26 protein-coding genes are annotated in these 21695 nt (G+C 62.1%); 10 read left to right on the forward strand and 16 right to left on the reverse strand.

Going from position 1 to position 21695, the window contains the following annotated elements; genetic code table 11:
• Positions 1-137 precede the first annotated feature (137 nt).
• The 6 genes from QWZ03_RS01905 to QWZ03_RS01930 all read left to right on the forward strand — a co-directional run bounded on the left by QWZ03_RS01905 (position 138) and on the right by QWZ03_RS01930 (position 4211).
• Positions 138-1349, forward strand: coding sequence for a molybdopterin molybdotransferase MoeA (locus QWZ03_RS01905; protein ID WP_290331182.1), 1212 nt, complete (start codon positions 138-140; stop codon positions 1347-1349).
• A gap of 5 nt (positions 1350-1354) precedes the next feature.
• Entirely contained in the window at positions 1355-1612 is a 258-nt protein-coding gene (moaD, locus tag QWZ03_RS01910; protein ID WP_284194443.1) for a molybdopterin converting factor subunit 1, read from the forward strand.
• A gap of 4 nt (positions 1613-1616) precedes the next feature.
• Positions 1617-2144, forward strand: a complete 528-nt coding sequence (gene moaE, locus QWZ03_RS01915) for a molybdopterin synthase catalytic subunit MoaE (protein WP_290331183.1) — start codon at positions 1617-1619, stop codon at positions 2142-2144.
• Positions 2128-2724: a molybdenum cofactor guanylyltransferase MobA gene (gene mobA / locus QWZ03_RS01920; RefSeq protein WP_290331185.1), complete on the forward strand. Its 597-nt coding sequence runs from the start codon at positions 2128-2130 to the stop codon at positions 2722-2724. The genes moaE and mobA overlap by 17 nt, the downstream gene beginning before the upstream one ends.
• The gene (gene moaC, locus QWZ03_RS01925; RefSeq protein WP_290331186.1) at positions 2721-3215 is read left to right on the forward strand and encodes a cyclic pyranopterin monophosphate synthase MoaC; all 495 of its coding nucleotides are present in this window, start codon (positions 2721-2723) and stop codon (positions 3213-3215) included. The genes mobA and moaC overlap by 4 nt, the downstream gene beginning before the upstream one ends.
• Before the next feature lie 165 nt (positions 3216-3380).
• Positions 3381-4211, forward strand: coding sequence for a substrate-binding periplasmic protein (locus QWZ03_RS01930; RefSeq protein WP_290331187.1), 831 nt, complete (start codon positions 3381-3383; stop codon positions 4209-4211).
• Positions 4212-4251: 40 nt separating this feature from the next.
• Here the strand turns inward: QWZ03_RS01930 and QWZ03_RS01935 are convergent, their stop codons facing one another.
• The 10 genes from QWZ03_RS01935 to QWZ03_RS01980 form a co-directional block, all read right to left on the reverse strand.
• Complete coding sequence (locus tag QWZ03_RS01935) at positions 4252-5472, reverse strand: GGDEF/EAL domain-containing response regulator (protein WP_290331188.1); 1221 nt, start codon at positions 5470-5472, stop codon at positions 4252-4254.
• A 90-nt stretch (positions 5473-5562) separates the two neighbouring features.
• A complete protein-coding gene (locus QWZ03_RS01940) occupies positions 5563-6708 on the reverse strand; it encodes a protein-glutamate methylesterase/protein-glutamine glutaminase (RefSeq protein WP_290331189.1) in 1146 nt (381 codons plus the stop codon).
• A 47-nt stretch (positions 6709-6755) separates the two neighbouring features.
• On the reverse strand, positions 6756-7262 hold the full coding sequence (locus QWZ03_RS01945; RefSeq protein WP_290331190.1) for a chemotaxis protein CheD: 507 nt from the start codon (positions 7260-7262) through the stop codon (positions 6756-6758).
• The gene (locus tag QWZ03_RS01950; protein ID WP_290331191.1) at positions 7259-8107 is read right to left on the reverse strand and encodes a CheR family methyltransferase; all 849 of its coding nucleotides are present in this window, start codon (positions 8105-8107) and stop codon (positions 7259-7261) included. Before QWZ03_RS01950 ends, QWZ03_RS01945 begins: the two co-directional genes overlap by 4 nt.
• Before the next feature lie 4 nt (positions 8108-8111).
• Positions 8112-8651: a chemotaxis protein CheW gene (locus QWZ03_RS01955; RefSeq protein ID WP_290331192.1), complete on the reverse strand. Its 540-nt coding sequence runs from the start codon at positions 8649-8651 to the stop codon at positions 8112-8114.
• Between the two features lie 16 nt (positions 8652-8667).
• Entirely contained in the window at positions 8668-10383 is a 1716-nt protein-coding gene (locus tag QWZ03_RS01960; RefSeq protein WP_290331193.1) for a methyl-accepting chemotaxis protein, read from the reverse strand.
• Positions 10380-12617: a chemotaxis protein CheA gene (locus QWZ03_RS01965; protein ID WP_290331194.1), complete on the reverse strand. Its 2238-nt coding sequence runs from the start codon at positions 12615-12617 to the stop codon at positions 10380-10382. Before QWZ03_RS01965 ends, QWZ03_RS01960 begins: the two co-directional genes overlap by 4 nt.
• Positions 12617-12940, reverse strand: coding sequence for an STAS domain-containing protein (locus QWZ03_RS01970; protein ID WP_284194457.1), 324 nt, complete (start codon positions 12938-12940; stop codon positions 12617-12619). The genes QWZ03_RS01965 and QWZ03_RS01970 overlap by 1 nt, the downstream gene beginning before the upstream one ends.
• Positions 12941-12954: 14 nt before the next feature.
• Positions 12955-13338 (reverse strand): response regulator, encoded by a 384-nt coding sequence (locus tag QWZ03_RS01975; RefSeq protein WP_284194458.1) that lies wholly within the window; start codon positions 13336-13338, stop codon positions 12955-12957.
• Positions 13339-13442: 104 nt separating this feature from the next.
• On the reverse strand, positions 13443-13790 hold the full coding sequence (locus tag QWZ03_RS01980) for a hypothetical protein (protein ID WP_290331195.1): 348 nt from the start codon (positions 13788-13790) through the stop codon (positions 13443-13445).
• Between the two features lie 182 nt (positions 13791-13972).
• Between QWZ03_RS01980 and ompR the strand changes: the two genes are divergently transcribed.
• From ompR to QWZ03_RS02000, 4 genes are all read left to right on the forward strand, one after another.
• The gene (gene ompR, locus QWZ03_RS01985; RefSeq protein ID WP_290331197.1) at positions 13973-14701 is read left to right on the forward strand and encodes an osmolarity response regulator transcription factor OmpR; all 729 of its coding nucleotides are present in this window, start codon (positions 13973-13975) and stop codon (positions 14699-14701) included.
• The gene (locus QWZ03_RS01990) at positions 14701-16023 is read left to right on the forward strand and encodes an ATP-binding protein (protein ID WP_290331198.1); all 1323 of its coding nucleotides are present in this window, start codon (positions 14701-14703) and stop codon (positions 16021-16023) included. Before ompR ends, QWZ03_RS01990 begins: the two co-directional genes overlap by 1 nt.
• 109 nt (positions 16024-16132) lie before the next feature.
• Positions 16133-16666 (forward strand): SRPBCC family protein, encoded by a 534-nt coding sequence (locus QWZ03_RS01995; protein ID WP_290331199.1) that lies wholly within the window; start codon positions 16133-16135, stop codon positions 16664-16666.
• Between the two features lie 112 nt (positions 16667-16778).
• Entirely contained in the window at positions 16779-17546 is a 768-nt protein-coding gene (locus QWZ03_RS02000) for a 3-hydroxyacyl-CoA dehydrogenase (protein ID WP_290331201.1), read from the forward strand.
• Positions 17547-17637: 91 nt separating this feature from the next.
• On the opposite strand, the gene erpA is transcribed toward QWZ03_RS02000, so the two are convergent.
• From erpA to rplM, 6 genes are all read right to left on the reverse strand, one after another.
• Positions 17638-17988: an iron-sulfur cluster insertion protein ErpA gene (gene erpA / locus QWZ03_RS02005; protein WP_284194464.1), complete on the reverse strand. Its 351-nt coding sequence runs from the start codon at positions 17986-17988 to the stop codon at positions 17638-17640.
• Positions 17989-18280: 292 nt separating this feature from the next.
• Positions 18281-18697: a bactofilin family protein gene (locus QWZ03_RS02010; protein ID WP_290331202.1), complete on the reverse strand. Its 417-nt coding sequence runs from the start codon at positions 18695-18697 to the stop codon at positions 18281-18283.
• Between the two features lie 4 nt (positions 18698-18701).
• Positions 18702-19424 (reverse strand): DUF6776 family protein, encoded by a 723-nt coding sequence (locus tag QWZ03_RS02015; protein ID WP_290331203.1) that lies wholly within the window; start codon positions 19422-19424, stop codon positions 18702-18704.
• Between the two features lie 8 nt (positions 19425-19432).
• Positions 19433-20461 (reverse strand): N-acetyl-gamma-glutamyl-phosphate reductase, encoded by a 1029-nt coding sequence (gene argC / locus QWZ03_RS02020; RefSeq protein ID WP_284194467.1) that lies wholly within the window; start codon positions 20459-20461, stop codon positions 19433-19435.
• 169 nt (positions 20462-20630) lie between these two features.
• Positions 20631-21023 carry a 30S ribosomal protein S9 gene (rpsI, locus tag QWZ03_RS02025; RefSeq protein ID WP_284194468.1) on the reverse strand — a complete coding sequence of 131 codons (393 nt, stop codon included), beginning with the start codon at positions 21021-21023 and terminating at the stop codon, positions 20631-20633.
• Positions 21024-21049: 26 nt separating this feature from the next.
• On the reverse strand, positions 21050-21478 hold the full coding sequence (gene rplM / locus QWZ03_RS02030; RefSeq protein WP_284194469.1) for a 50S ribosomal protein L13: 429 nt from the start codon (positions 21476-21478) through the stop codon (positions 21050-21052).
• Between the last annotated feature and the right edge of the window lie 217 nt (positions 21479-21695).

The raw sequence follows: 21695 nt of genomic DNA on the forward strand, positions 1-21695 counted from the left end.
TGCACGCAGAATCCCCGCGCCTTGCTACAGCAGCACAAACGCACCATAACAAAATCAAGGGCTTTGTGCCACCACCCTCCCCTTGCATGCCGCCTTGGTGTAGGGTTAGGTCGCACCTATGACTCTGAGCCGTTGCCATGTCCCTGATGACCTTTGACGAAGCCCTGGCCCGCCTGCTGGCGTCAGCCCAGGCCGATACCCGGCAGCAATTCCTGCCGCTGAGCGAATGCGATGGCCGGGTGCTGGCGCAAGATGTGATCGCCCCCTTGGCAGTACCCGGTTTCGACAACAGCGCCATGGATGGCTATGCCCTCCATATCGCCGACTTTGCACAGATACCCGCGAGCCTGCCGGTGGTGCAACGCATCGCCGCTGGCGCAACCGGCCAGCCGCTAGCGGCCAATAGCGCCGCCCGCATCTTTACCGGCGCGCCTGTGCCGCCGGGCTGCAACGCCGTGGTACCGCAAGAGGAGGTCAACGCTGGCGACGCCGTGATCAGCCTGGAGACGCCCCCCCTCCCTGGCCAGCACATACGCCGGCTGGGAGAGGACATCGCTGCTGGCAGCACGGTATTGCAGGCAGGCCAAAGACTGGCCCCCCAACATATCGCGCTGGCCGCCTCTCTGGGCATAGCCGAACTGGCGGTACATCCGGCCTTGCGGGTGGGGCTGCTGTGTACCGGCGACGAACTGACCCAGCCCGGCCAGCCGCTGCCGGCAGGTGGCATCTACAACTCCAACCAGTTTGCCATCGGCGGCTTGCTGGGCCGGCTGGGATGCCAGGTCAACGACTACGGCAAGGTGGCCGATAGCCATGACGCCACCCTGGCCGCCTTGCGCCATGCGGCACGGGAGAACGACGTGGTCATCACCTGCGGCGGGGTCTCGGTCGGCGAGGAAGACCACGTCAAGGCAGCGGTATCCGAGCTGGGGCAGCTGGATCTTTGGCGTATTGCCATCAAGCCCGGCAAGCCGCTGGCGTTTGGCAAGGTAGGACAGGCCGACTTCATCGGCCTGCCCGGCAACCCAGTCAGCGCCTTCCTGACCTTTTTACTGCTGGCCCGTCCTTTCCTGCTGCGCCGTATGGGTTGCCCGTCACAACCGGCTGCCGCCCTCCAGGTCAGCGCCGGCTTTGACTGGCCACGCGCCGACAAGCGCCGGGAGTTTCTGCGCGCCAGGCTGGAAGTAGACAGCATCGGTGGATTGAGCGCCACCCTCTACCCCAGCCAGGGCTCCGCCGTCATGAGCAGCCTGGCCTGGGCCGGCGGCCTGATAGACCTGCCCGCCGGCCATACCGTGAAGAAAGGCGATACCGTACGGTATCTGCCACTGGATCAATTGATTGGATAGCCCCTATGCAAGTGACACTGCTTTACTTCGCCCGCCTGCGTGAGCGGTTTGGCATGGCAGAAGAACAACTGAGCCTGCCCGAAGGCATACAAACCGTGGCGGGCCTGATTGCCCACCTGGCGGCCCGTGGCGACGTCTGGGCAGAGGAACTGGCTGGCGAGCGCGTCTATCGCGTCGCCTTGGATCAGGAAATGGCCGATTTCAGCGCCCAGTTGCACCACGGTGCCGAGGTCGCGGTATTCCCTCCCGTCACAGGAGGCTAGCGCGATGGAAACACTGCCTCAAGCTACGATTCCATCGGCGCGCTTTCATGTTGCGGTACAGGCCGAGGACTTCGACCTGCAGGCCGAGATGCGTACCCTGTCTGCCGGCGACCGCGGTATTGGCGCCATCACCAGTTTTGTGGGCCTGGTACGTGATCTGAACCTGGCCGATGATGTCGTGGCGATGGAACTGGAACACTACCCAGGCATGACCGAAAAAGCCCTGATACGGATCGCAGAAGAAGCCGCCGTGCGCTGGCCACTGCATGGGGTAAGCATCATCCACCGGGTCGGCAAGCTATACCCTGGCGACGCCATCGTGCTGGTGCTGGTCGCCAGCGCCCATCGCCATGCCGCCTTCGAAGCCAATGCCTTCATTATGGACTTCCTCAAGACCCGAGCCCCTTTCTGGAAGAAGGAATGGACACCCGAAGGACCGCGCTGGGTGGATGCCCGCGAAACCGACTACAGTGCAGCCGCCCGCTGGCACAAGGTCGTCAGCGAGCAATATGGCAATGACGAACACGACTGAACCTTTTGAAGCCGTGATACTGGCCGGCGGCCAGGGCAGCCGCATGGGCGGCCTGGACAAGGGCCTGGTGCCCTGGCAGGGCACACCCCTGTACCAGCATGCACTGAGCCGCTTGGCGCATCAATCCGTCCGCCCCCAGCGGGTCAGCCTAAGCGTCAATCGCAACCTCGCCGACTATGCTGCCAGCGGCCTGCCACTGCTGGGCGACAGCCGCCCTGGCCACGCCGGCCCCTTGGCCGGTATAGAGACTGCCTTGTTACACAGCCAGAGCGACTGGCTATTGTGCCTGCCATGCGATATGCCCCTGCTACCCACTGAGCTGGCCGCCCGCCTGCTGAGTGCGGTAAACGGCACTACCCTAGCGGCCTACGCCACGACAGCAGAGGGTCCGCAGCCGGTGTGCTGCCTGCTGCATCGATCCCTGTGCAGCGCCCTGTCGCGCTATCTCGATAGCGGCCAGGGCCGGGTACTGGGCTGGCTGAACACCCTGCCTGCCGCTGCTGTCGGCTTTGACGACAGCGCCAGCTTTGCCAATTTCAATACCTTGGCGGCAGTCGCCGCAGACGAGCATAAGACATGAGCAATGATTTGACCCATTTCGACGCCCAGGGCCAGGCCCACATGGTGGACGTGGCCAACAAGGCGGAGACCCACCGGGTCGCCATCGCCGAGGGTCGTATCAGCATGCAGCCCAGCACCTTCGAGCGATTGCAGAGGGGCCTGGCCAGCAAGGGCGATGTACTGGGTGTGGCGCGGCTAGCCGGCATCATGGCGGCCAAGCAGACTGGCACCCTGATCCCGCTATGCCACCCCATCCCCTTGACCCATGTGGCGGTGGAGTTTGAGCTGGATGCCACCCACCATGCAGTCCGTTGCCGCGCCACGACAGAGACGGTGGGGCGCACCGGGGTGGAGATGGAAGCCATGACGGCGGTCAGCGTGGCGCTGCTGACCATCTACGACATGCTCAAGGCAGTGGACAAGGGCATGGTCATCGACACCGTACGGCTACTGGAAAAGCGTGGTGGCAAGTCGGGGCACTGGCGGGCTGGCGAGCAGGGTAACCACTAACGCCACGCGTACCAGCACCCGCTTGCAAGACGCTTCCCCCTGTATCGGTAACGATCTGATGGAGGGGAGCGTGACGCACAAGCATGGGCCGGCAATGGCATGGTAGTTTTCACCTTCCCTCTGTAGGATAGGCACCTGTTCATCCCCTTGTGATAGCGCCGCGCCATGGGATTACCCCTGATCTACCGCCTGTTTGCCTGCCTAGGCTCGCTCCTGTTGATCGGTACTGCCATGGCAAACTCGGTGGAACCGGCACGGCTCACCATATTGATCGCAGAGCGGATGACAGCCGCCGGCCAACCCAAGCCGGTCGATGACAGGCGTGCGGAGGCCATACGGCTGCTGGGGGATGAAGCCCGGCTGCAGTTTGATATCAAGGCCTATCCATGGCGCCGCGCGCAGCGTATGGCAGAACTGGGCCAGGGCCTACTATGGGGCGTCTCACGTACCACTAGGCGGGAAGCTGCCTTGCTGCTATCCCGTCCCATCTGGGATACGCATGTCTGGATGGTGGTGCGCTCCGGCGAAGCCTTCAGCTATCACGGATTAGCAGACCTGCGTGGCAAGACGCTCTCCATCATGCGTGGCGCCCAGTATGGTGGCGAGTTTGAGGAACAGCGCGGCAAGCTGTTCAAGGTGGAGGAGGAAGCTCCCTCCCTGGAAAGCAGGCTGATCATGCTGGGGCTGAAGCGGGTGGATGTCGTGCTGCTGGCCGTTACCCGCCAGGATCCGCACGATATGGAACAGCATCTGAACCTGCGCTATGGTCACCTGGGCCGTTGGCAGATCATCAACCGCCCCATGGTGAAAGACCCCATCCATATCGGCGTAGCCCGCAATGCCCCTATCAGCCACTACCTCAGCCGTATCAACACGGCGCTGGACAAGCTGCATCAGCGAGGTACCTTGGCGGCCCTGATGGCCAAGCCGCCAGGCAAGACCCTCACCCCGGCTTGCCCCGCCCCCTTGGGGCGTTGCCCGATATCGCCAGCCTGACCCTGGCACGGCGGCACCGCCAGCTCCGGGCCTGACTGGCTCAACCCATGCTGGGCCGTTGCGGCCGCAGATGTTGGGTACCTTGCTTGAGCCAGCCCGCCAGGGCATCGCCAGGCACCGGCTTGGAGACATAAAAACCCTGCGCCACGTCGCAGCCCAACAGCCTTATCAACTGCCAGTCTGAAGGGTTTTCCACGCCTTCCGCCACCGTAGTCAGGTGTAGCTTCTTGCCCATTTCTATCGTGCTTTGCAGCATGACATGCAGATGGGGTTTTTCGGAGGCGCCATGTACCAGGGAACGATCTATCTTCAGCTCGGTAAAGGGAATACGCGAGAGCTGCTGCATGGATGAGAAACCCGTGCCAAAGTCATCTATGCCCAGGCCGAAGCCCTTGAGCCGCAAGCGCGCCAAGGTACCCAAGGACAAGGCTAGATCCGACATCACGGCGGTTTCGGTAATCTCCAGCAGCAGGTATTTGGGTTCTATGCCGATGCGGCTGGTCACGGCCGCAATACGATCAGCCAGGTCTGGCGTAGACAGCGACTTGGCCGACAGATTGACCGCCACGCTGATGGTCAAGCCCCTGGCATGCCAGTCGCGCAACTGCTTGAGCGCCGTCTCCAGCACCCAATCGGTCAATTCATCAATGATGCCGGCTTCCTCGGCCAAGGGAATGAAATTGGCCGGTGGCACCAGTCCCAGCTCGGGATGCTGCCAGCGCACCAGCGCCTCCACCCCCCGCATCACGCCCGAATGGGTCGTCACCTTGGGCTGGTGGTGCAGCACCAGCTCGCGATTGATGATGGCCCGGCGGATATCGTTGGGGGTAAAACTGTATTGGGCTTCGCGCTGTTTGTCCGACACCTCGCCGGGGCGGAATCTGGCGATCAGATTGGCCAGGCCATCATAGGACAGTGGCTTCTGCGCAATACCCAGCACGATCAGTCCGTGCTCCTGGGCCATGGTTTCCACCGTGGACAAGATGGTGGTCTCGCGGCTAGACACCACGATCAAGGCATTGACCAGGTGCTGCTCGGCAATATGGCGTATCAATTCCACGCCATCCATATCCGGCATTTCCAGGTCGGTAATCATGATGTCGGGCTTGTCGTTCACCGCCAGCACCTCCAGCGCGTGCCGTCCGTTCTCTGCCTCCAGCGTTTTCTTGATCCCCAGATTGGCCAACAGGTCGAGCGCGTGCAGACGCTGCACCGCGCTGTCCTCCACCACCATGACGCTGAGTTCTGCGTTGACTGACATCGGCTTTGCCCTTGAGTCCCGCCAGTTAATATTAACAAGCTGTAATATAGGGCGACTTGATCGCACCGTCTAACAGAATACTAGCCCAAGCTATCGGGAAAGCTGCCGCTGCGCGCCCCTTTCAATCAAGCCGGGAATATCCCCCAGGCTGGCCACATTGTCGGCAGCGCCCAGACGTATGGCCTCCTTGGGCATGCCAAACACGATACAACTTGCTTCATCCTGGGCTATCGTGGCGGCGCCGCTGTCGCGCATTTCCTTCAGTCCCTTGGCGCCATCGTCGCCCATGCCCGTCATGATCACGCCCAACGCATTGCGGCCGGCGCACTTGGCCACCGAGCGGAACAATACATCCACCGAGGGCCGGTGCCGGCTCACCAAGGGGCCATCTATCACCTCAACGTAATAGTGGCCCGCCGCCCGCTTCACCAGCAGGTGCTTGCCGCCCGGTGCAATCAAGGCCCGGCCGCGCAAGAGCTTGTCATTATTCTGCGCCTCCTTGACCTCGATCCGGCACAGGGTATTGAGCCGCGCCGCAAAGGTCGCCGTGAATTTCTCGGGCATGTGCTGCACGATGGCCAGGGCCGGGCAATCTGCGCTCAACATGGGCAGTATCTGTTCCAAGGCCTGCACCCCGCCGGTCGATATGCCCACCGCCACTATGCGTTCGGTCTGCCCCACCACGGGCATGCCATTGGGTGCGTCCAATATCGCATCGGCGGTCAGCTTGGGAGACTGTATCTTCTCCGTCACGAAGGACATGGGCGTCGCCGGCTGCTTGGCAGGCGGCGCGGCAGATGGCGTGGCGGGCATGCTGCGCAGCAGTTTCAGGCGGCCTGTAGCGGCATAGGCCGCCCGTATGGCCGAAATCAGGTCAGACGAACTGTCCTGCAGAAAATCCCGCACGCCGATGGAAGGCTTGGTGATGATGCCCAATGCCCCGCTGGACAAGGCCTCCAGCGTAATGGCCGCACCTTTCTCAGTCAGGCTGGAACAGATGACGACCGGTGTGGGCCGCTCCACCATCAGTTTTTTCAGGAAGGTGATGCCGTCCATACGGGGCATCTCGATATCCAGTACGATGACATCGGGCCACTGCAGCTTCATGCGTTCCTGGGCAAAGATAGGGTCGGCAGCCGCACCGATGACCTTGATATCGGTCTCGCGGCCCAGCTCCTCGCTCACCACCTGGCGCACCACGGCCGAGTCATCGACGATCAGCACGTTGATGGGCATCGCATCCCCCCTGTCTGTCCCCAAGCCCCCGCGCCTGCCGGGGTACGCTATGGCTTAGTCTTGCCGGCGGGTTCATCCTGCGGCCGGTAGCGCAACCACACATCGCCAGTGGCGACATCAAACACGATGTGCCTATGGCCATTGCCTGCCAGGTGCTCCCGGCTCAACCGGAAGCCATTGCCCGCCAGCCACTGCTTGCCAAATTCAATATTGCGCTCGCCCACAGCCGGCATGCGGCCGGTATCGGTTATCAGCATCTGACCACCGCCAAACATCTTCACCACATAGTCTGCGGGCAAGGTCCCTGCCGAATGAATATAGCGCATGGCCAGTTGGAAAGCCTCCTCGGCATAGCGTCCATCCAGCGGGCCTTCGCCACGTGGATGCCCCTGTGGCCGCTGCGGCAAGAGGTAATGGCACATGCCACCCACCTGCCGGCTGGGATGCCACCAGGTGATGGCGATGCAAGAGCCCAGCAGGGTGCGTATGCGGGTATCACGGTCGCCGAAATACACCTCGCCCGGCTGCAGAAAGATATCAATCTGAAAGCTCATATGCGCTTCCGATAGATGGTGGGGAGTATCGGCTCGAGATCGCTGGGTATGCCTATCAACGATTCGGAGTGGCCGACCACCAGCCAGCCCCCAGGTTTGAGGGTGGCAGCAACGGCATTCACCACCCGACGCTTGGTTTCGGCATCGAAATAGATAATGACGTTGCGCAGGAAGACCGCGTCGTACCGACCCAATTCCGGCAAGGGGGCAATCAGGTTGACCGGCATGAAGCGCACCTTCTGTCGCAGCCCCTTGTCTATCAGCAGGCTACCCATATAGTCGCCGGTGCCCCGCAGGCAGAAGCGCTTGAGGTATTCAGGCGGAATATGATGCGCCCGCTCCATCGGGTAGAGCCCGCGCCGCGCCATCGACAGCACCCTGCTGGAAATATCGGAACCGATGACCTCCCATGCCACCCCAGGCTCCAATCGATCGGCCAGCACCATGGCGAGGCTATAGCTCTCCTCTCCGCTGGCGCAGGCTGCGCTCCAGATGCGCACCGGCTGCCGCCCCAGTTGCGGCAGCAAGACATCGCGCAAGGCATCGAAATGCTTGGGCTCGCGAAAAAAATAGGTTTCGTTGGTGGTAATCAGATCGATGGCAAGCTGGCGCTCCTCGGCATCGCCACCGTCGCCTATCAGGCGGAAATATTCACCGTAGTTGGCAATGCTGCGATCGCGTAGCCGCTTGGCCAGGCGGCCAGACAACATGGCTTTCTTGATGGGTGCCAGATGTATGCCGGTCAGCCGCTCCACCAGCACCTGGTAAAGCAGAAATTCGGCATCCGCCATCTGCACCAGGCCAAAATCATGCGGGGAAAGTGCCTCCACCGGTGCGGGGCTCACATGCTCAGCTTTCAGGATGCAGGCTTTCACTGGTACCGGCCAATTCGGCCATTTCGTCGATGGACAGCACATGCTCAAGCGCCAGCACGATGACAAATCGGCCGCTGATCTTGCCCATGCCACGGATAAACTCAGCCCGCAGCTGGGCGCCAAAGGCCGGCGCCGGCTCGATAGCTTCGGGCGGCAGATCCAGCACTTCGTCCACGGCATCCACAATCACGCCTAGGTCGTGCCAGTCGTCACCGTACTGCACTTCCACGATCACGATGCAGCTGCGCTTGCCTATGGTGGTGGCGGGCCGGCCAAACCGCACAGCCAGGTCGATGACCGGTACCACCGCGCCGCGCAGGTTGATCACACCGCGCAGAAAACGCGGCATCAGCGGCACTTCCGTCAGGCCACCATACTCAATGATTTCCTTGATATGCAATATCTCCAGCGCATAGGTCTCAGTGCCCAGCCTGAAGGTCAGGTACTGCGGCTGCTCCACCGGCTCGACCATGGGTACGCTGGCACGTCGGTGAGGAGTAAGGGCCTGGCTCATAGTGTCACCACCGGGATCAGAAGCGGACGAACTGCGTTTCGTCCACCGGTTGAGAAGGATGTGTCAGGCTGGCTGGCAGCGGTGCCCGCGGCGACACCGGCTTGGCCGCGTCTGGCGCCATAGGCGCCTGCAGTTGCACGGGCTTTGTACTACCAGGCAGCTTCATGGGTGCCGGCGTGGGCGCAATCCTGGTAGGTTCGGCCGCAGCCAACTGGTGTTCACCCGCCTGGCAGAAGCGCTCCAGCAGATCATTCAGTCGCCGCGCATGGGCATGCAGCTCCTCGGCCGAAGCCGAAAGCTCCTCGGCCGCTGCCGCATTGGTCTGGGTACTGAGGCCCAGTTGCACCACGGTCTGGCTGACCTGGCGGATGCTGTCGGTCTGCTCGCGGCCAGAGGCATGTATCTCGCCAACCAGTTCAGCCGTACGCCGAATTTCAGGCAACACGCCATTGAGCAGGCTACCGGCGCGTGCCGCCAATTGATCCGATTCACCGGCCAGCGTCCCTATCTCTCTGGCCGCAGTCTGGCTGCGCTCGGCCAACTTGCGCACTTCCTGCGCCACCACGGCAAAGCCTTTGCCGTGCTGGCCGGCGCGTGCCGCCTCGATGGCTGCGTTCAAGGCCAGCAAATTGGTCTGGTAGGCGATATCGTCCACCACGCCTATCTTGCTGGCGATCTGCCGCATGGCTTCAACCGACGCCGCCACCGCCTGCCCCCCTTCGCTGGCCACACCGGCCGCACGGCCAGCCAGTTGATCGGTCTCTGCCGCATGCCGGGTGCTCTGGCTGACCGCCAGGTTGATATGCTCCACCGCTACACTGGTGTGCTCGATGGCACTGGCCTGCTCGCTGGCGGTCTGCGACAAGGCGCTGGACGACGCCTCTATCTGCGAGGCGATACGCAGATTCGACTGCGCCGCATCGCATAACTCCTGAATCATCTCGTGCAGACGCTGGTGCATGGCGGCCAAGGCGGCCATCAGGCTGCGATCATCACCCGGCCTCAGTACGATGGCCAGGCTGAAATCGCCCGCCGCCACCCGGCGCGCCAGCCGGGTAGCCTGCTCAGGCTCCCCACCCAGCAAATGGGTGAAATAGCGGGCAACGCCATAGCCCAACACACCCGCCAATAGCAGGCCACCCACGCTAAGGCACAGCACAGCCACACTCCAGTTGGCCAAGGTCTTGGCTTCATCCGCCATGCTTTTGTCCAGCAGTGCGGTCTGGTCATTGGCGGCCTGCTCCAGCGCGGTCTCCAGGGGGCCGAAATCCTGCGCAATCTGTTGCAGCAGAACCGCATTCGCCTCGGCCTGCTGCTCGGCCTGCACCAGTTGCAGCAGGCCGGGAATACGCTGCAGGTAGCGCGGGTAGTGTTCGGCAATCCGCTGGCGTAAGCCGGTCTCCATGCCGCTATCGGCCTCCTGCAGGAAGCCCACAAGCGCGGCATCCAGATCGCGCTGCTTTTCCTTCAGGCTGGCCAGCAAAGCCTCGCGCTGGCCAGATTCAGCATAGATGATCTCAGCCAGCGTGCGGCGATGCTGCAGTAGTCGCACATGCGCCCGCTCCAAGGTATGGGCAGCTTCGGCATGAACCCGGTGCAGGCCTTCCAGCCGTTGCTGGCCCTGGTGCAAGGCCTGAACCGCCACCGCCCCGACCACGGATAGCACAGCAGCCATCAGCCCAAAGGCCAGCAGCAGCTTCTTGAACATCGATAGGCGGCCCAGCCAGTTCATGGTCGATCTTCCTCGCGCAATGCCGGGTGACGAGCTTCGCGGGCGGCAATCAACGCCACCTTGCGCCGTTCATTCTTGGCAGCCCGGTTGATCAGGTCAGGCACATCCAGTATCAGCGCCACCGCCCCGCTACCCAGGATGGTGGATCCCGCCAGGCCGCGTACGCCCCGGAACAACTGGCCCAGCGGCTTGATCACCGCCTGCAGCTCGCCTTCCAGATTGTCCACCACCAAGCCAGCACGCTGGCTGCCATACTGCACCACCACCACCGACTGCCGGGCCGGAGCAGGTGCATCCACCTCGAACAACTCGCGCAAGGGCAGGTAGGGCAACACCTCGCCACGCAAATTGAGGTAATGCTGCCGACTGTTGCCCGTATCGGTAGGCAGGTCCAGGCATTCCAGCACCATATCCAGCGGAATCACGAAACTTACCTGGCCCACACCCACGCGGAAGCCATCGATGATGGCCAGGGTCAGCGGTACGCGCAGCCTGACCACCGTCCCCTCTCCCGCCACCGAATCTATCTCGATATTGCCCTTCAGGGCTTCGATATTGCGCTTCACCACATCCATGCCTACACCCCGGCCCGACAGGTTGGTGACGGTCTCTGCCGTGGAAAAGCCCGGCTCGAACACCAGTTGCAATACCTGCTGGTCATTCAAGACTTCGTCTGCCTGTATCAAGCCTCGCTCCACGGCACGGTTGCGTATCCGCTGCCTGTCCATGCCGCCGCCATCGTCGCCAACCTCGATCACCACGCTGCCGGACTCATGGTAGGCATTGAGCCAGACCGTGCCATAGTCGGCCTTGCCACGGATGCGGCGGGCATCCGAACCCTCTATGCCGTGGTCTATGGCATTGCGCACCAGATGCACAAGCGGGTCAGCCAGCTTGTCCACCATGGATTTGTCGAGTTCGGTCTCCTCGCCTGCCAATTCCAGCTGGATATCCTTGCCCAGTTCGCGCGATGCATCGCGTACCACCCTGGGAAAGCGGCTGAATATCTCCCCCACGGGCACCATGCGCAGCGACAGGGCTTCGTCACGTATGCGCTCCACCAGCTCGCCCAGCGAGGCGATGGTCTCGATCAACGCGCTATCGGCACTGCGGCTGGCCGACAGCTGTGCCGCCGCGCCCGAGATCACCAGTTCCCCCACCAGGTCTATCAAGGCATCGAGCCGGGTCGCATCCACCCTGACGACCCGGTGTTCGCGGGTTTTCTGGGCAGCATGCTCACGTTGTTTGTCCAGCGCGGCGGCCACCGCCTGCGGTGGCGCCAGGCGTTCTTCCACCAGCAGGGTGCCCAGGGGTCGGTGTTCACCGGCACCGGCATTCTCACGCTGTATGCCCAGTACCTCGTCCAGCTCCATCGGCGTCAGCGCGCCACCCCGCACCAGTATCTCGCCCAGGCGCGACATGCCCTCAGGCATATCCTTGATCAGCCGTATGTACTCCGCGATATGGGCATGCGGCGGCAAGATGCGCACTTTGCTGTCATCGCGGATGAATTCGAACACATTCTCAATGGTGAGCTTGTCTACATTGGGCGCCGCCTGAAACTCGATCTCGAAACCCAGATAACAGCTCTCCGGGTCCATGTCCTCAGGGTTGGGCAAGCCGTCATACAAGGTGGTGAGGTAGGCAATCCGCCCCAGTGATGCCAGATAGCGGATAAAGGAAATCGGGTCCATGCCATTGCGCAGCACATCGACGCCAAAACGCAGCGAGATATGCCAGTGGTCGCTGGACACCACATGGTCGCCGCCGCTCTCGACCTCCACCCTGGGCCCGGCATGCTCCTGCTGTACCACCATGGCAGCCGCCGCCGGCGCGGGCACTGCCTGCGCCGTGTCATCCAGGTAAGACTTGAGTTGCGCGCCCAAGGCACTGGATTCCGGTGCTGCCACACCACAGCGCACGGCATCCACCATGCCGCCGATATGGTCACGGCAGGTGAACAGCAGCTCAATCAGCGGGGTCGTGATGGCAAGCTCGCCCTCCCTGGCCTTGTCCAGCACGCTCTCGCACAGATGGGTAAAGGCAACGATCTCGTTCAGGCCAAACAGCCCGGCGGACCCCTTGATGGTGTGGGCAGCCCTGAACATGGCATTGAGATGCTCGCCCCGCTCCGGGCCGGCGGCATTCTCCACCGCCAGCAGCGCCGCTTCCATGGCCGCCAGGAGCTCGTAGGATTCCTCGTAGAAAACCAGCTTGGCGGCTTCGAGGTTCATCAGCCCGCTCCGCCTGCCAATACCACTGGGTCGCCAAACACGCCGGCCATATTGTAGAGATCGACCACCGCCAGCACCGCCTTGCTATGGCCATGGAAGAACAGCGGCTTCTCCTGCCTGGCCGCCTCACGCTTGAGCATCAGCAGCAGCTGTATGCCGGCGGTGTCCAGCTCGGCCACACCGGCCAGATCCACCTCCACTTCGCGCGCCAGGTTGAGTTCATCCATCAGCCTGCGCTTGGCCTCGCCCGCCTCGTAGATGGTCAGCGATCCATCAATGCGGAGTATGCAGCGCTCATGGTGATAGATGGAGGAGATCGCCATGGTGACATGGTCTTTCAGGGCAGTATCAGCTTGGATACGGCACGCAGCATCTGCTCGGGCTGAAAGGGCTTGACCACCCAGGCCTTGGCGCCCGCCATCTGCCCCTCTATCTTCTTGTCCTCTTGCGCCTCGGTGGTCAGCATGATGATGGGCGTGAAGCGATAGTCTGGCAGCTGCTTGACGGCCCGCACAAAGGCGATGCCGTCCATATTGGGCATGTTCACGTCGGAGATGATCAGATGTACCCGGCGACCATCGAGGCGCGCCAAGCCTTCCTTACCGTCTGCGGCCTCGATCACCTCGTAGCCCGCCTGCAGCAAAGCCAGATGCACCACCTGCCGGAGGCTGGTGGAATCATCCACTATCAGTACAGTCTTCTTGCTGTCAGCGGCGGCCATGTAAGCAAACGTGGGATGGAGACTCAACCCATTGTAGTGCAGCGTTTGGCCTCCCTGCCAAGCTGCATTTCAAGCCAGGCGCCGCTTTTGCGCAAACCGCAGCATCAGGGTGGCGTAGCCGGCGGCTGGCCGGCCGGTGGGGCCGGCACCATCGCAGGCGTCTCGGGCCGGGCAGCCTCGCGCAAACGCTCCTGCAGGTTGCGCCAGCGCTCCAGCCGCTCGCGCCGCATCTCCAGCCGCTGTCGCAACAATGCGGCCTCGGCCGGCGTCAGGTCACCCCGCTCCAGCGCCTCCCGTATGCGGGCCTGGCGATGCTGAAAGCGCTCATGCTCGCGCTCCATCCTGGGCTGGGCGTGATCACGCTCCGGCCTGGCGGGTGCAGGCGCATCCGGCCCAGCCCATGCCAAAGGCAGGGCCAGCAACAGGATGGCGAGATGGGCAGTGCGCGACATGATGGTATATAGCAACAGGATGAAGTCGATAACTTGAGAATACGCCGCCTCAAACCCGGCGACGGAACCCAATTGTAAACGGGCTTGACCAGCATGCCTGCCGGTAAAGCTTTTTTACATCTGCCTGCGCTGGCATGACGTGCAATCGCTACACTGCGCTCATTACTCCAGACCCTGCCGCCATGACCGCCTCCGCACCCAAGAAAATCCTGCTGATAGACGACGACCCGCGCCTGCGGGAACTGGTGCAACGCTATCTCAACGAACAGGGTTTCTCGGTGGATGCCTTCGAGGATGCCAGCCGGCTGGAAGCGCGGCTGCAGCGCAACCGACCGCAATTGGTGCTACTGGACCTCATGATGCCGGGCGAGGATGGCCTGTCGGTCTGCCGGCGGCTGCGGGCCATGGGTGACAATATCCCCATCATCATGCTGACTGCGCGGGGGGACGATATCGACCGCATTATCGGCCTCGAGATGGGGGCAGACGACTACTTGCCCAAACCCTTCAATCCGCGTGAGCTGCTGGCCCGCATCAATGCCGTATTGCGGCGGCAAAAGGAGCCATCGGCACTGGCCGCGCCGCTGACCGAGGGCGAGCATTTCGACTTTGGCCCATTCCGCCTGGAGATCGCCAACCGCCGCCTGCTGCGCGAGGGTGTACCGCTGCCGCTGACCAATGCCGAGTTTGCCCTGCTGCGGGTGTTTGCCGGCCATCCGCGCGCCCCGCTATCGCGCGAACGGCTAATGGAGCTGGCCCGCGGCCGCGAACACGAGGCCTTTGACCGCAGCATCGATGTGCAGGTATCTCGGCTGCGCAAGCTGATTGAAGACAATTCGGGCGAGCCGCGCTACCTCCAAACGGTGTGGGGCTTTGGCTATGTCTTCGTGCCGGATGGCAGCGAACGCTGATGCGCTGGTCCCGGGTACTGCCGCAGACCATCTTCTGGCGCCTGACCTGGCTGACCGCCGGCGCACTGATCATCAGCGTCAGCTTTGTCATTGCCCTGTTCGCCTACCAGCGCCAGCAAATGGTGGCGGCAGCCATCACCGAACAGGTCAGCGAGGTGCTGGCAGACCTGGAAGACCAACTGGATGGTATGACGCCTGTCGAGCAGGCCGAGTGGCTGGCGGCCACCCGCCGCCCCTATACCCCCTACCTGATTGCCATCGACAACCCGGAAGTACGCAAAGCCGGCCCCCTGCTGTCGGCGCAGAGTCGCGAGGTTGCCGCCACCTTGCGGCGCAAGCTGGCGGGCGTCAGCGAAATACGTGAGGTGCGCCGGCCCAAGCGCCAGCTCTGGGTCAAGGTAGACATGCTGGGCCAGCCGCGCTGGCTGGTAGTGCCACTGGGCCGCTTCAAGATGGATGCCAGCTGGACCCTGGCTGCCAGCGCCGCCATGTTTGCCCTGGTGGCCCTCACCGTAGCGGCCCTGTTTGCCTGGCGCATCAATCGCCCGCTGCGTGAACTGCGGCAGGCGGCAGCCCAACTGGGACGGGGCGAGCAGCCTGCGCCCCTGCCGGAAACCGGCCCGCTGGAAGTCAAGGAACTGTCGGCCAGCTTCAATCGCATGCTGTCGGACCTGGACGCCAACGAGCGTGAGCGCGGCGTGATGCTGGCCGGGATATCGCATGATCTGCGCACCCCATTGGCCAGGCTGAAGCTGGGTGTGGAGATGATGCGCGACGACAGCCTGCAGGGCGGCATGCAGGAAGACATCGAAGATATCGAACGTATCCTCGGTCAGTTCATCGATTTTGCCCGTGGCAGCGGCAGCGAATCGCCCGTGGTCAGCGACCCTGCCGACCTGGCGCGCAACCTGGTGGCCCGCTATCACCGCAGTGGCTGCGCCATAGAGCTGGATCTGGCCGACGAGCTCCCCCTGCTGGCACTGCGCCCGCTGGCGTTGAGCCGTGCCTTGAGCAATCTGATCGACAATGCCTGTCGCTACGGCAGTCCCCCCCTCAGCCTTTGCGTGGCCTATCACGATGCCCAGCTCTGCTTCAGCGTGCGCGACCATGGTCCTGGCATCCCCCCTCAGCAGCTGGAAATGGCCCTAAAGCCATTCCAGCGCCTGGACTGCGCTCGCCGTGCAGACGGCGGCAGCGGCCTGGGCCTGGCCATAGTCGAGCGCATTGCGCGCCAGCACGGCGGACAGCTCAAGCTGAGCAATCATCCCGACGGCGGCCTGCTGGCCGAGCTGAGCCTGCCTGCTTGCCAACAGCAGACCTGAGCGCCTGTTCCAATGAGCACCGCTAACAAAACCCTGCCAACGTTGTTATCTACAGCCCATCCCGGTTTGCGCTATATTCCCCGCACCCCAAACCCTGCGGGAGCCCTCCGTGAAGCTATTGAAGCGTTTCGTCTTTGTCGTGGCGGGGCTGGTCGCCTTGCTGCTGGTGATCGGCTTGCTATTGCCCAGCCATTTCGCCATCTCTCGCAGCCTGGTCATCAATGCACCGGCCGAACGCATCTTTCCCCACCTAGACAAGCCTCGAGCCTGGAAGAACTGGTCGGTCTGGAATCGGCGTGACCCGGCCATGCAGATTGATTACGCCGGGCCTGAACAGGGCGTGGATGCCGCCTGGCGCTGGCAAAGCGCAACCGAAGGCAATGGCAACATGACCTTTACCGCCGTAGATACCAACAAGCAGCTGACCTATCGGCTCAGTTTTCCTGACTTTGGCATGAGTTCCACCGGCGTATTGAGGCTGGAGCCTGCCGGAACAGGCACCAAAGTCACCTGGACCAATGAGGGCGATATGGGCAATAACCCGGTCAATCGCTACTTCGGTCTGTTCATGGATCAGATGGTGGGCCCAGACTTCGAAGCCGGCCTCAGCAATCTCAAGGAAATCGTCGAGAAGCAGGGGTAAGCCCCCTGCCCTATCGGCGTAGCTCGCCGCGCCTGTACCCCGGCGCAGGCGTGCTGATGCCAAGGGCGAGGCCAGCGGCCTACGCCCTCCATACCCATAGGAGACAGTAGTAATGCAGATCAAGGACAGTGTATTTCTGGTAACCGGCGGCGCGTCGGGACTGGGCGCCGCAGTGGTACGCATGGCAGTGGCAGGTGGCGGGCGTGCCGTCATCGTCGACCGCAATGAGGCTGCCGGCCTGGCGCTGGCCGAGGAACTGGGTGCCAACGCCCTGTTTGCCCGTGCCGATGTGGCCGACGAAGCCAGTTGCAGGGCCGCCGTCGCGCTGGCTGGCGAGCGCTTCGGCAAGCTGGATGTGCTGGTGAACTGTGCCGGCATCGTGCATGGCGAGAAGGTCGTCGGCAAGGAAGCCGCCCATGCCCTGGATAGCTTCAAGCGCGTGATAGACGTCAACCTGGTCGGCAGTTTCAACCTGTTGCGCCTGGCGGCAGAGGCCATGAGCAAGCAGCCGGCGCACAGCAGTGCCGAGCGCGGCGTCATTATCAATACCGCATCGGTTGCCGCCTTTGACGGCCAGATCGGCCAGTGCGCATACACCGCCTCCAAGGCCGGCATTGTGGGCCTAACCCTACCCGCCGCGCGCGAACTGGCCCGCTACGGCATACGCGTCATGACCATTGCACCCGGCATTTTCAAGACCCCCATGATGGCCAGCCTGCCACAGGAAGTGCAGGACAGCCTGGGCGCTGGCGTGCCCTTCCCCTCGCGCATGGGCGAACCGGATGAATACGCCCAGTTGGTGGCCGCCATCGTGAGCAATCCCATGCTCAATGGCGAGGTGATACGGCTGGATGGCGCCCTGCGCATGCAGCCCAAGTAAGAGCCGCTACGCTGGATTTTGTTAGCCGCTCTAAGTAAACACCCAAGCAAAACGCCCCTAGCGGGGCGTTTTGCTTGTCCTGCCGGCTTGATCAGGCCGAGAAAGACGAGCCGCAGCCACAGGTGGACGAAGCATTCGGGTTCTTGATGGTGAACTGCGAACCTTCGATGCTTTCCACATAGTCGATTTCGGCACCGACCAGATACTGGTAGCTCATCGGATCAATCAACAGGGTCACGCCATTCTTGGTGTAGGCCGAGTCGTCCTCATTGGCGATCTCGTCAAAAGTGAAGCCGTACTGGAAGCCCGAGCAACCGCCGCCTGTTACAAACACGCGCAGCTTCAGGTCGGGGTTGCCTTCTTCGGCAATCAGGTCGGCCACCTTGGCGGCAGCGTTGTCGGTAAAGACAAAGGGGGTGGCAATCTCTGCGGGTGCATTCATGATGGTACTCCAGACGATTCAATTATTTAGCCGCGATTATCCGCGCTTCTGGCCCGCTTGTTAACCCTTGCTGCATCATGGTCTTAACTGCGTTGCCGTCATGCTGGCACCCCAACCGCCAAGGCGCCGCCAGAAACGCCATCTCCTATCCATACCCGACACCGGCATATAAGCCGCATCGCCCATCAAGTATAGGCACCGGCAGGCAACAGCTGCCCACCTTGGTGGTACGGACAGTGACATTTCCGGGAGCACGGGCAAGCGTGCTCTCATCACACCCCATTAGATGGGGTCAATCCAGCACAGTTTCAACTGGCGAGGACAGCATGGCCACCGGCTGGTCCTTGCCTGCCAGATGTATCAACTGACCGGACACCACCGCCCCCGGGTGCATTTCCAACGTCTGGTAGTAGACATCGCCCACCACCCGGCACTTGGACTGCAGCTCAAGATAGTGGGCGGCATAGATAGGCCCCTCTACCGTGCCGTTGAGCACCAGATGCCCTACCCGCACCGTACCCTTGACCCTGGCCTTCTCGCTCACCACCAGGGTGCTTTGCTTGTCGTTGGCCGCAGCGGTCACATCGCCGTGCACTTCGCCATCTACCCGCAAGCCACCGGAGAATGTCATATTGCCGTCGATACGGGTCTCCAGGCCTATCAGGCTGTCGATACGGTTGGTGGCTTTCTGCTTGTTGTTACCGAACACGGCTCTATCCTTTCACATCATAGCTGCGAGAGAGTTTGACGCGGCTGTCACCCACCGCGTACACACGCATTTCCACCTGCTTGAGCTTGGCATCGACCCCGAGGTCGGTTTCCTTCTCCAGCCGGGTATAGCGCGAAACATTCAATGGTATACGGCGCTCAGGCCAGGTCATGGTAACGCGCCGGCCGGCGCGCTCCACCACCAGTTGAAAATCCACCTCACCCTTGAAGGGCTCCTGGCTGGATTGGCCCTGTACCAAGATGGCCCGCAGGCGGTACTGTCCCGGTGTCAGCGCCTCTACCCTGAGCTGATCTATGGCCAGCGCCGGGGCGCGGTCTGTCTTGGTCAAAAGCGATTCGTAGAAAGCGATCTGCTCACGCAGCCCGCTATTGTCATTCTGCAACTGGCCCAACTGGCGCGACAAGGTCTCGCGCGTCGCCATTTCCAACCGCAGTTGCTGCTCCAGCGTCATCAGCTTTTGCCGATTGGCCTGCAGCTCGGCCTGCAAGCGGCCGCTTTGCTGCGACGCGCCTTGCACCGCCAGCAAGGCACTGGGGTCGCGGCGCCCCTCCTGCTCGCCATAGCGATACACAGCAATTCCCATGCCCGCCAACATGCAGACCAGCACAATAGCCAGGCCGAACTGGGCATACCAGGGTAAATGCCGCTTGACGGCCAATTTGGCGGTAGCCAGATGGTTACCGCGACGTTTCCAGCGCCCTATCATGCTACGGCCTAGGGTAGCAAGGGGACGACATCAAGCCCCTGACCTTCGGGCAAACCGAACATCAGGTTCATATTCTGTACTGCCTGGCCGGCAGCTCCCTTGACCAGGTTATCGATCACAGACAACACGACGACCGTATCGCCGCCCTGGGGACGATAGACCGCCATGCGGCAGGTGTTGGCGCCACGCACCGAGCGGGTTTCCGGCGTACTGCCGGCCGGCATCACATCGACAAAACGCTCGCCGGCATAGCGCTGCTGGTACAGCGCCTGCACATCGATATCGCGGGTCAGGCGTGCATATAGGGTGGCATGTATGCCCCGTATCATGGGCGTCAGATGGGGTACGAAAGTCAGGCCCACCGGGCCGCCTGCGGCACGCGCCAAGCCCTGTTTGATTTCAGGCAGATGGCGATGGCCACCTACGCCATAGGCCTTGAAGTTATCGCCGGCCTCGCACATCAGCGTGTGCACCTCGGCCTTGCGGCCTGCGCCGGAAACACCCGACTTGCTGTCGGCAATCAGGCTGGTCACATCCACCGCGCCCGCTTCGATCAGGGGCAGGAACCCCAGTTGCACCGCCGTGGGATAGCAACCCGGATTGGCCACCAGGCGCGCCTGGCGTATCTGCTCGCGGTTGATCTCGGGCAAGCCATAAACGGCTTCACCCACCAAGGCTGGCGACGCATGGCTCATGCCATACCATTTTTCCCACTCGGCCACGTCCTTGATGCGGAAATCCGCTGCCAGGTCGATGACCTTGACGCCAGCGGCCAGCAAGGCCTCTGCCTCCCCCATGGCGATGCCGTTGGGCGTCGCGAAGAAGACCACATCGCACTGGTCCAGGCTGGCATCGGCAGGTGTGGAGAAAGCGATATCTACATGGCCGCGCAGGCTGGGATACATCTCAGCCACCGGCATGCCGGCTTCCTTGCGCGACGTGATCGCCTGCAATTGCACACCGTCATGACGGGCCAACAGCCGCATCAACTCTACACCGGTGTAGCCTGTCCCACCCACTATGCCCACTTTGATCATGCTTGTATCCAATGCCACTTAGAAACCAGGGAAGCGCGATCATACAACGATTCCGCAATATGCCGGATAGATACGATAGCCAAAGAAAAAGCCGCCAGTGAACCTGGCGGCTTTTTCCCGGCTTGCGCCGGCGTACTCGAACGAATCTTCGCGTCGAATCGCGTACAGCTTAGCGCTTCGAGAACTGCTTGGCGCGGCGGGCCTTACGCAGACCGACCTTCTTACGTTCAACTTCACGTGCATCACGGGTCACCAGACCAGCCTTCGACAGCGTGGGCTTCAGCGCAGCGTCGAATTCGATCAGGGCGCGGGTGATGCCATGGCGCAGGGCGCCGGCTTGGCCGGTTTCGCCACCACCAACAACGTTCACCAGGATGTCGAAAGCTTCCAGGTTCTCGGTCAGCACCAGCGGCTGACGAACGACCATGCGGCCGGTCTCGCGCGAGAAATACTGATCCAGCGGCTTGCCGTTGACGACGATCTTGCCGGTGCCCTTGGCCAGGAACACGCGAGCAACCGAGCTCTTGCGACGGCCAGTGCCGTAGTAATACTTACCAACCATTTTGTCAGTCCTTGTATCTGATTAAGTTAGATCTCGAGGACTTTAGGCTGTTGCGCAACGTGCGGGTGCTCTGCGCTAGCGTAGACCTTGAGCTTCTTGATCATGGCGTAGCCGAGCGGACCCTTGGGCAGCATGCCCTTCACGGCCTTCTCGAGCACGCGCTCGGGGAAACGTTCCTGCATTTCGGTGAAGGAACGCTCGTAAATGCCGCCCGGGTAGCCCGAGTGACGGAAATAGGTTTTCTGCTGTGCCTTGTCGCCGGTCACGCGCAGTTTGCCAGCGTTGACGACGACAATGAAGTCACCGGTATCAACGTGGGGGGTATAGATAGCTTTGTGCTTGCCACGCAGGCGGTGAGCGATTTCAGCGGCGAGACGACCGAGTACTTTGTCGGTGGCGTCGACCACGAACCAGTCACGCTGTACCTCATGCGGCTTGGCGGAGAAGGTTTTCATACGGCTCTTCCAGATTCGTTCGATTTACGGAAAGTCGCGCATTCTATGTGATAAAACAAAGCGCTGTCAAACCGAACACAGATGATAGTTGGGGCCTGCGCCACACATTGCAGCCACGCCCGGCGAAACGCGGCTGATAGCTTGATATACAGGCTCTTGCCGCCATCTACTGCCATTCCCACCCGGTGCCTGCCCAAGCCGTATATGTTACCAGCAG

The sequence above is a fragment of the Chitinimonas viridis genome (genome assembly GCF_030409555.1).
In the GTDB taxonomy this organism is placed as follows: Bacteria; Pseudomonadota; Gammaproteobacteria; order Burkholderiales; family Chitinimonadaceae; genus Chitinimonas; species Chitinimonas viridis.

Coding starts and splice junctions, on each gene's coding strand:
- QWZ03_RS01905 (WP_290331182.1), top strand. CDS start 138: ATGTCCCTGATGACCTTTGACGAAGCCCTGGCCCGCCTGCTGGCGTCA.
- moaD (WP_284194443.1), top strand. CDS start 1,355: ATGCAAGTGACACTGCTTTACTTCGCCCGCCTGCGTGAGCGGTTTGGC.
- moaE (WP_290331183.1), top strand. CDS start 1,617: ATGGAAACACTGCCTCAAGCTACGATTCCATCGGCGCGCTTTCATGTT.
- mobA (WP_290331185.1), top strand. CDS start 2,128: ATGACGAACACGACTGAACCTTTTGAAGCCGTGATACTGGCCGGCGGC.
- moaC (WP_290331186.1), top strand. CDS start 2,721: ATGAGCAATGATTTGACCCATTTCGACGCCCAGGGCCAGGCCCACATG.
- QWZ03_RS01930 (WP_290331187.1), top strand. CDS start 3,381: ATGGGATTACCCCTGATCTACCGCCTGTTTGCCTGCCTAGGCTCGCTC.
- QWZ03_RS01935 (WP_290331188.1), bottom strand. CDS start 5,472: ATGTCAGTCAACGCAGAACTCAGCGTCATGGTGGTGGAGGACAGCGCG.
- QWZ03_RS01940 (WP_290331189.1), bottom strand. CDS start 6,708: ATGCCCATCAACGTGCTGATCGTCGATGACTCGGCCGTGGTGCGCCAG.
- QWZ03_RS01945 (WP_290331190.1), bottom strand. CDS start 7,262: ATGAGCTTTCAGATTGATATCTTTCTGCAGCCGGGCGAGGTGTATTTC.
- QWZ03_RS01955 (WP_290331192.1), bottom strand. CDS start 8,651: ATGAGCCAGGCCCTTACTCCTCACCGACGTGCCAGCGTACCCATGGTC.
- QWZ03_RS01960 (WP_290331193.1), bottom strand. CDS start 10,383: ATGAACTGGCTGGGCCGCCTATCGATGTTCAAGAAGCTGCTGCTGGCC.
- QWZ03_RS01965 (WP_290331194.1), bottom strand. CDS start 12,617: ATGAACCTCGAAGCCGCCAAGCTGGTTTTCTACGAGGAATCCTACGAG.
- QWZ03_RS01970 (WP_284194457.1), bottom strand. CDS start 12,940: ATGGCGATCTCCTCCATCTATCACCATGAGCGCTGCATACTCCGCATT.
- QWZ03_RS01975 (WP_284194458.1), bottom strand. CDS start 13,338: ATGGCCGCCGCTGACAGCAAGAAGACTGTACTGATAGTGGATGATTCC.
- QWZ03_RS01980 (WP_290331195.1), bottom strand. CDS start 13,790: ATGTCGCGCACTGCCCATCTCGCCATCCTGTTGCTGGCCCTGCCTTTG.
- ompR (WP_290331197.1), top strand. CDS start 13,973: ATGACCGCCTCCGCACCCAAGAAAATCCTGCTGATAGACGACGACCCG.
- QWZ03_RS01990 (WP_290331198.1), top strand. CDS start 14,701: ATGCGCTGGTCCCGGGTACTGCCGCAGACCATCTTCTGGCGCCTGACC.
- QWZ03_RS02000 (WP_290331201.1), top strand. CDS start 16,779: ATGCAGATCAAGGACAGTGTATTTCTGGTAACCGGCGGCGCGTCGGGA.
- erpA (WP_284194464.1), bottom strand. CDS start 17,988: ATGAATGCACCCGCAGAGATTGCCACCCCCTTTGTCTTTACCGACAAC.
- QWZ03_RS02015 (WP_290331203.1), bottom strand. CDS start 19,424: ATGATAGGGCGCTGGAAACGTCGCGGTAACCATCTGGCTACCGCCAAA.
- argC (WP_284194467.1), bottom strand. CDS start 20,461: ATGATCAAAGTGGGCATAGTGGGTGGGACAGGCTACACCGGTGTAGAG.
- rpsI (WP_284194468.1), bottom strand. CDS start 21,023: ATGGTTGGTAAGTATTACTACGGCACTGGCCGTCGCAAGAGCTCGGTT.
- rplM (WP_284194469.1), bottom strand. CDS start 21,478: ATGAAAACCTTCTCCGCCAAGCCGCATGAGGTACAGCGTGACTGGTTC.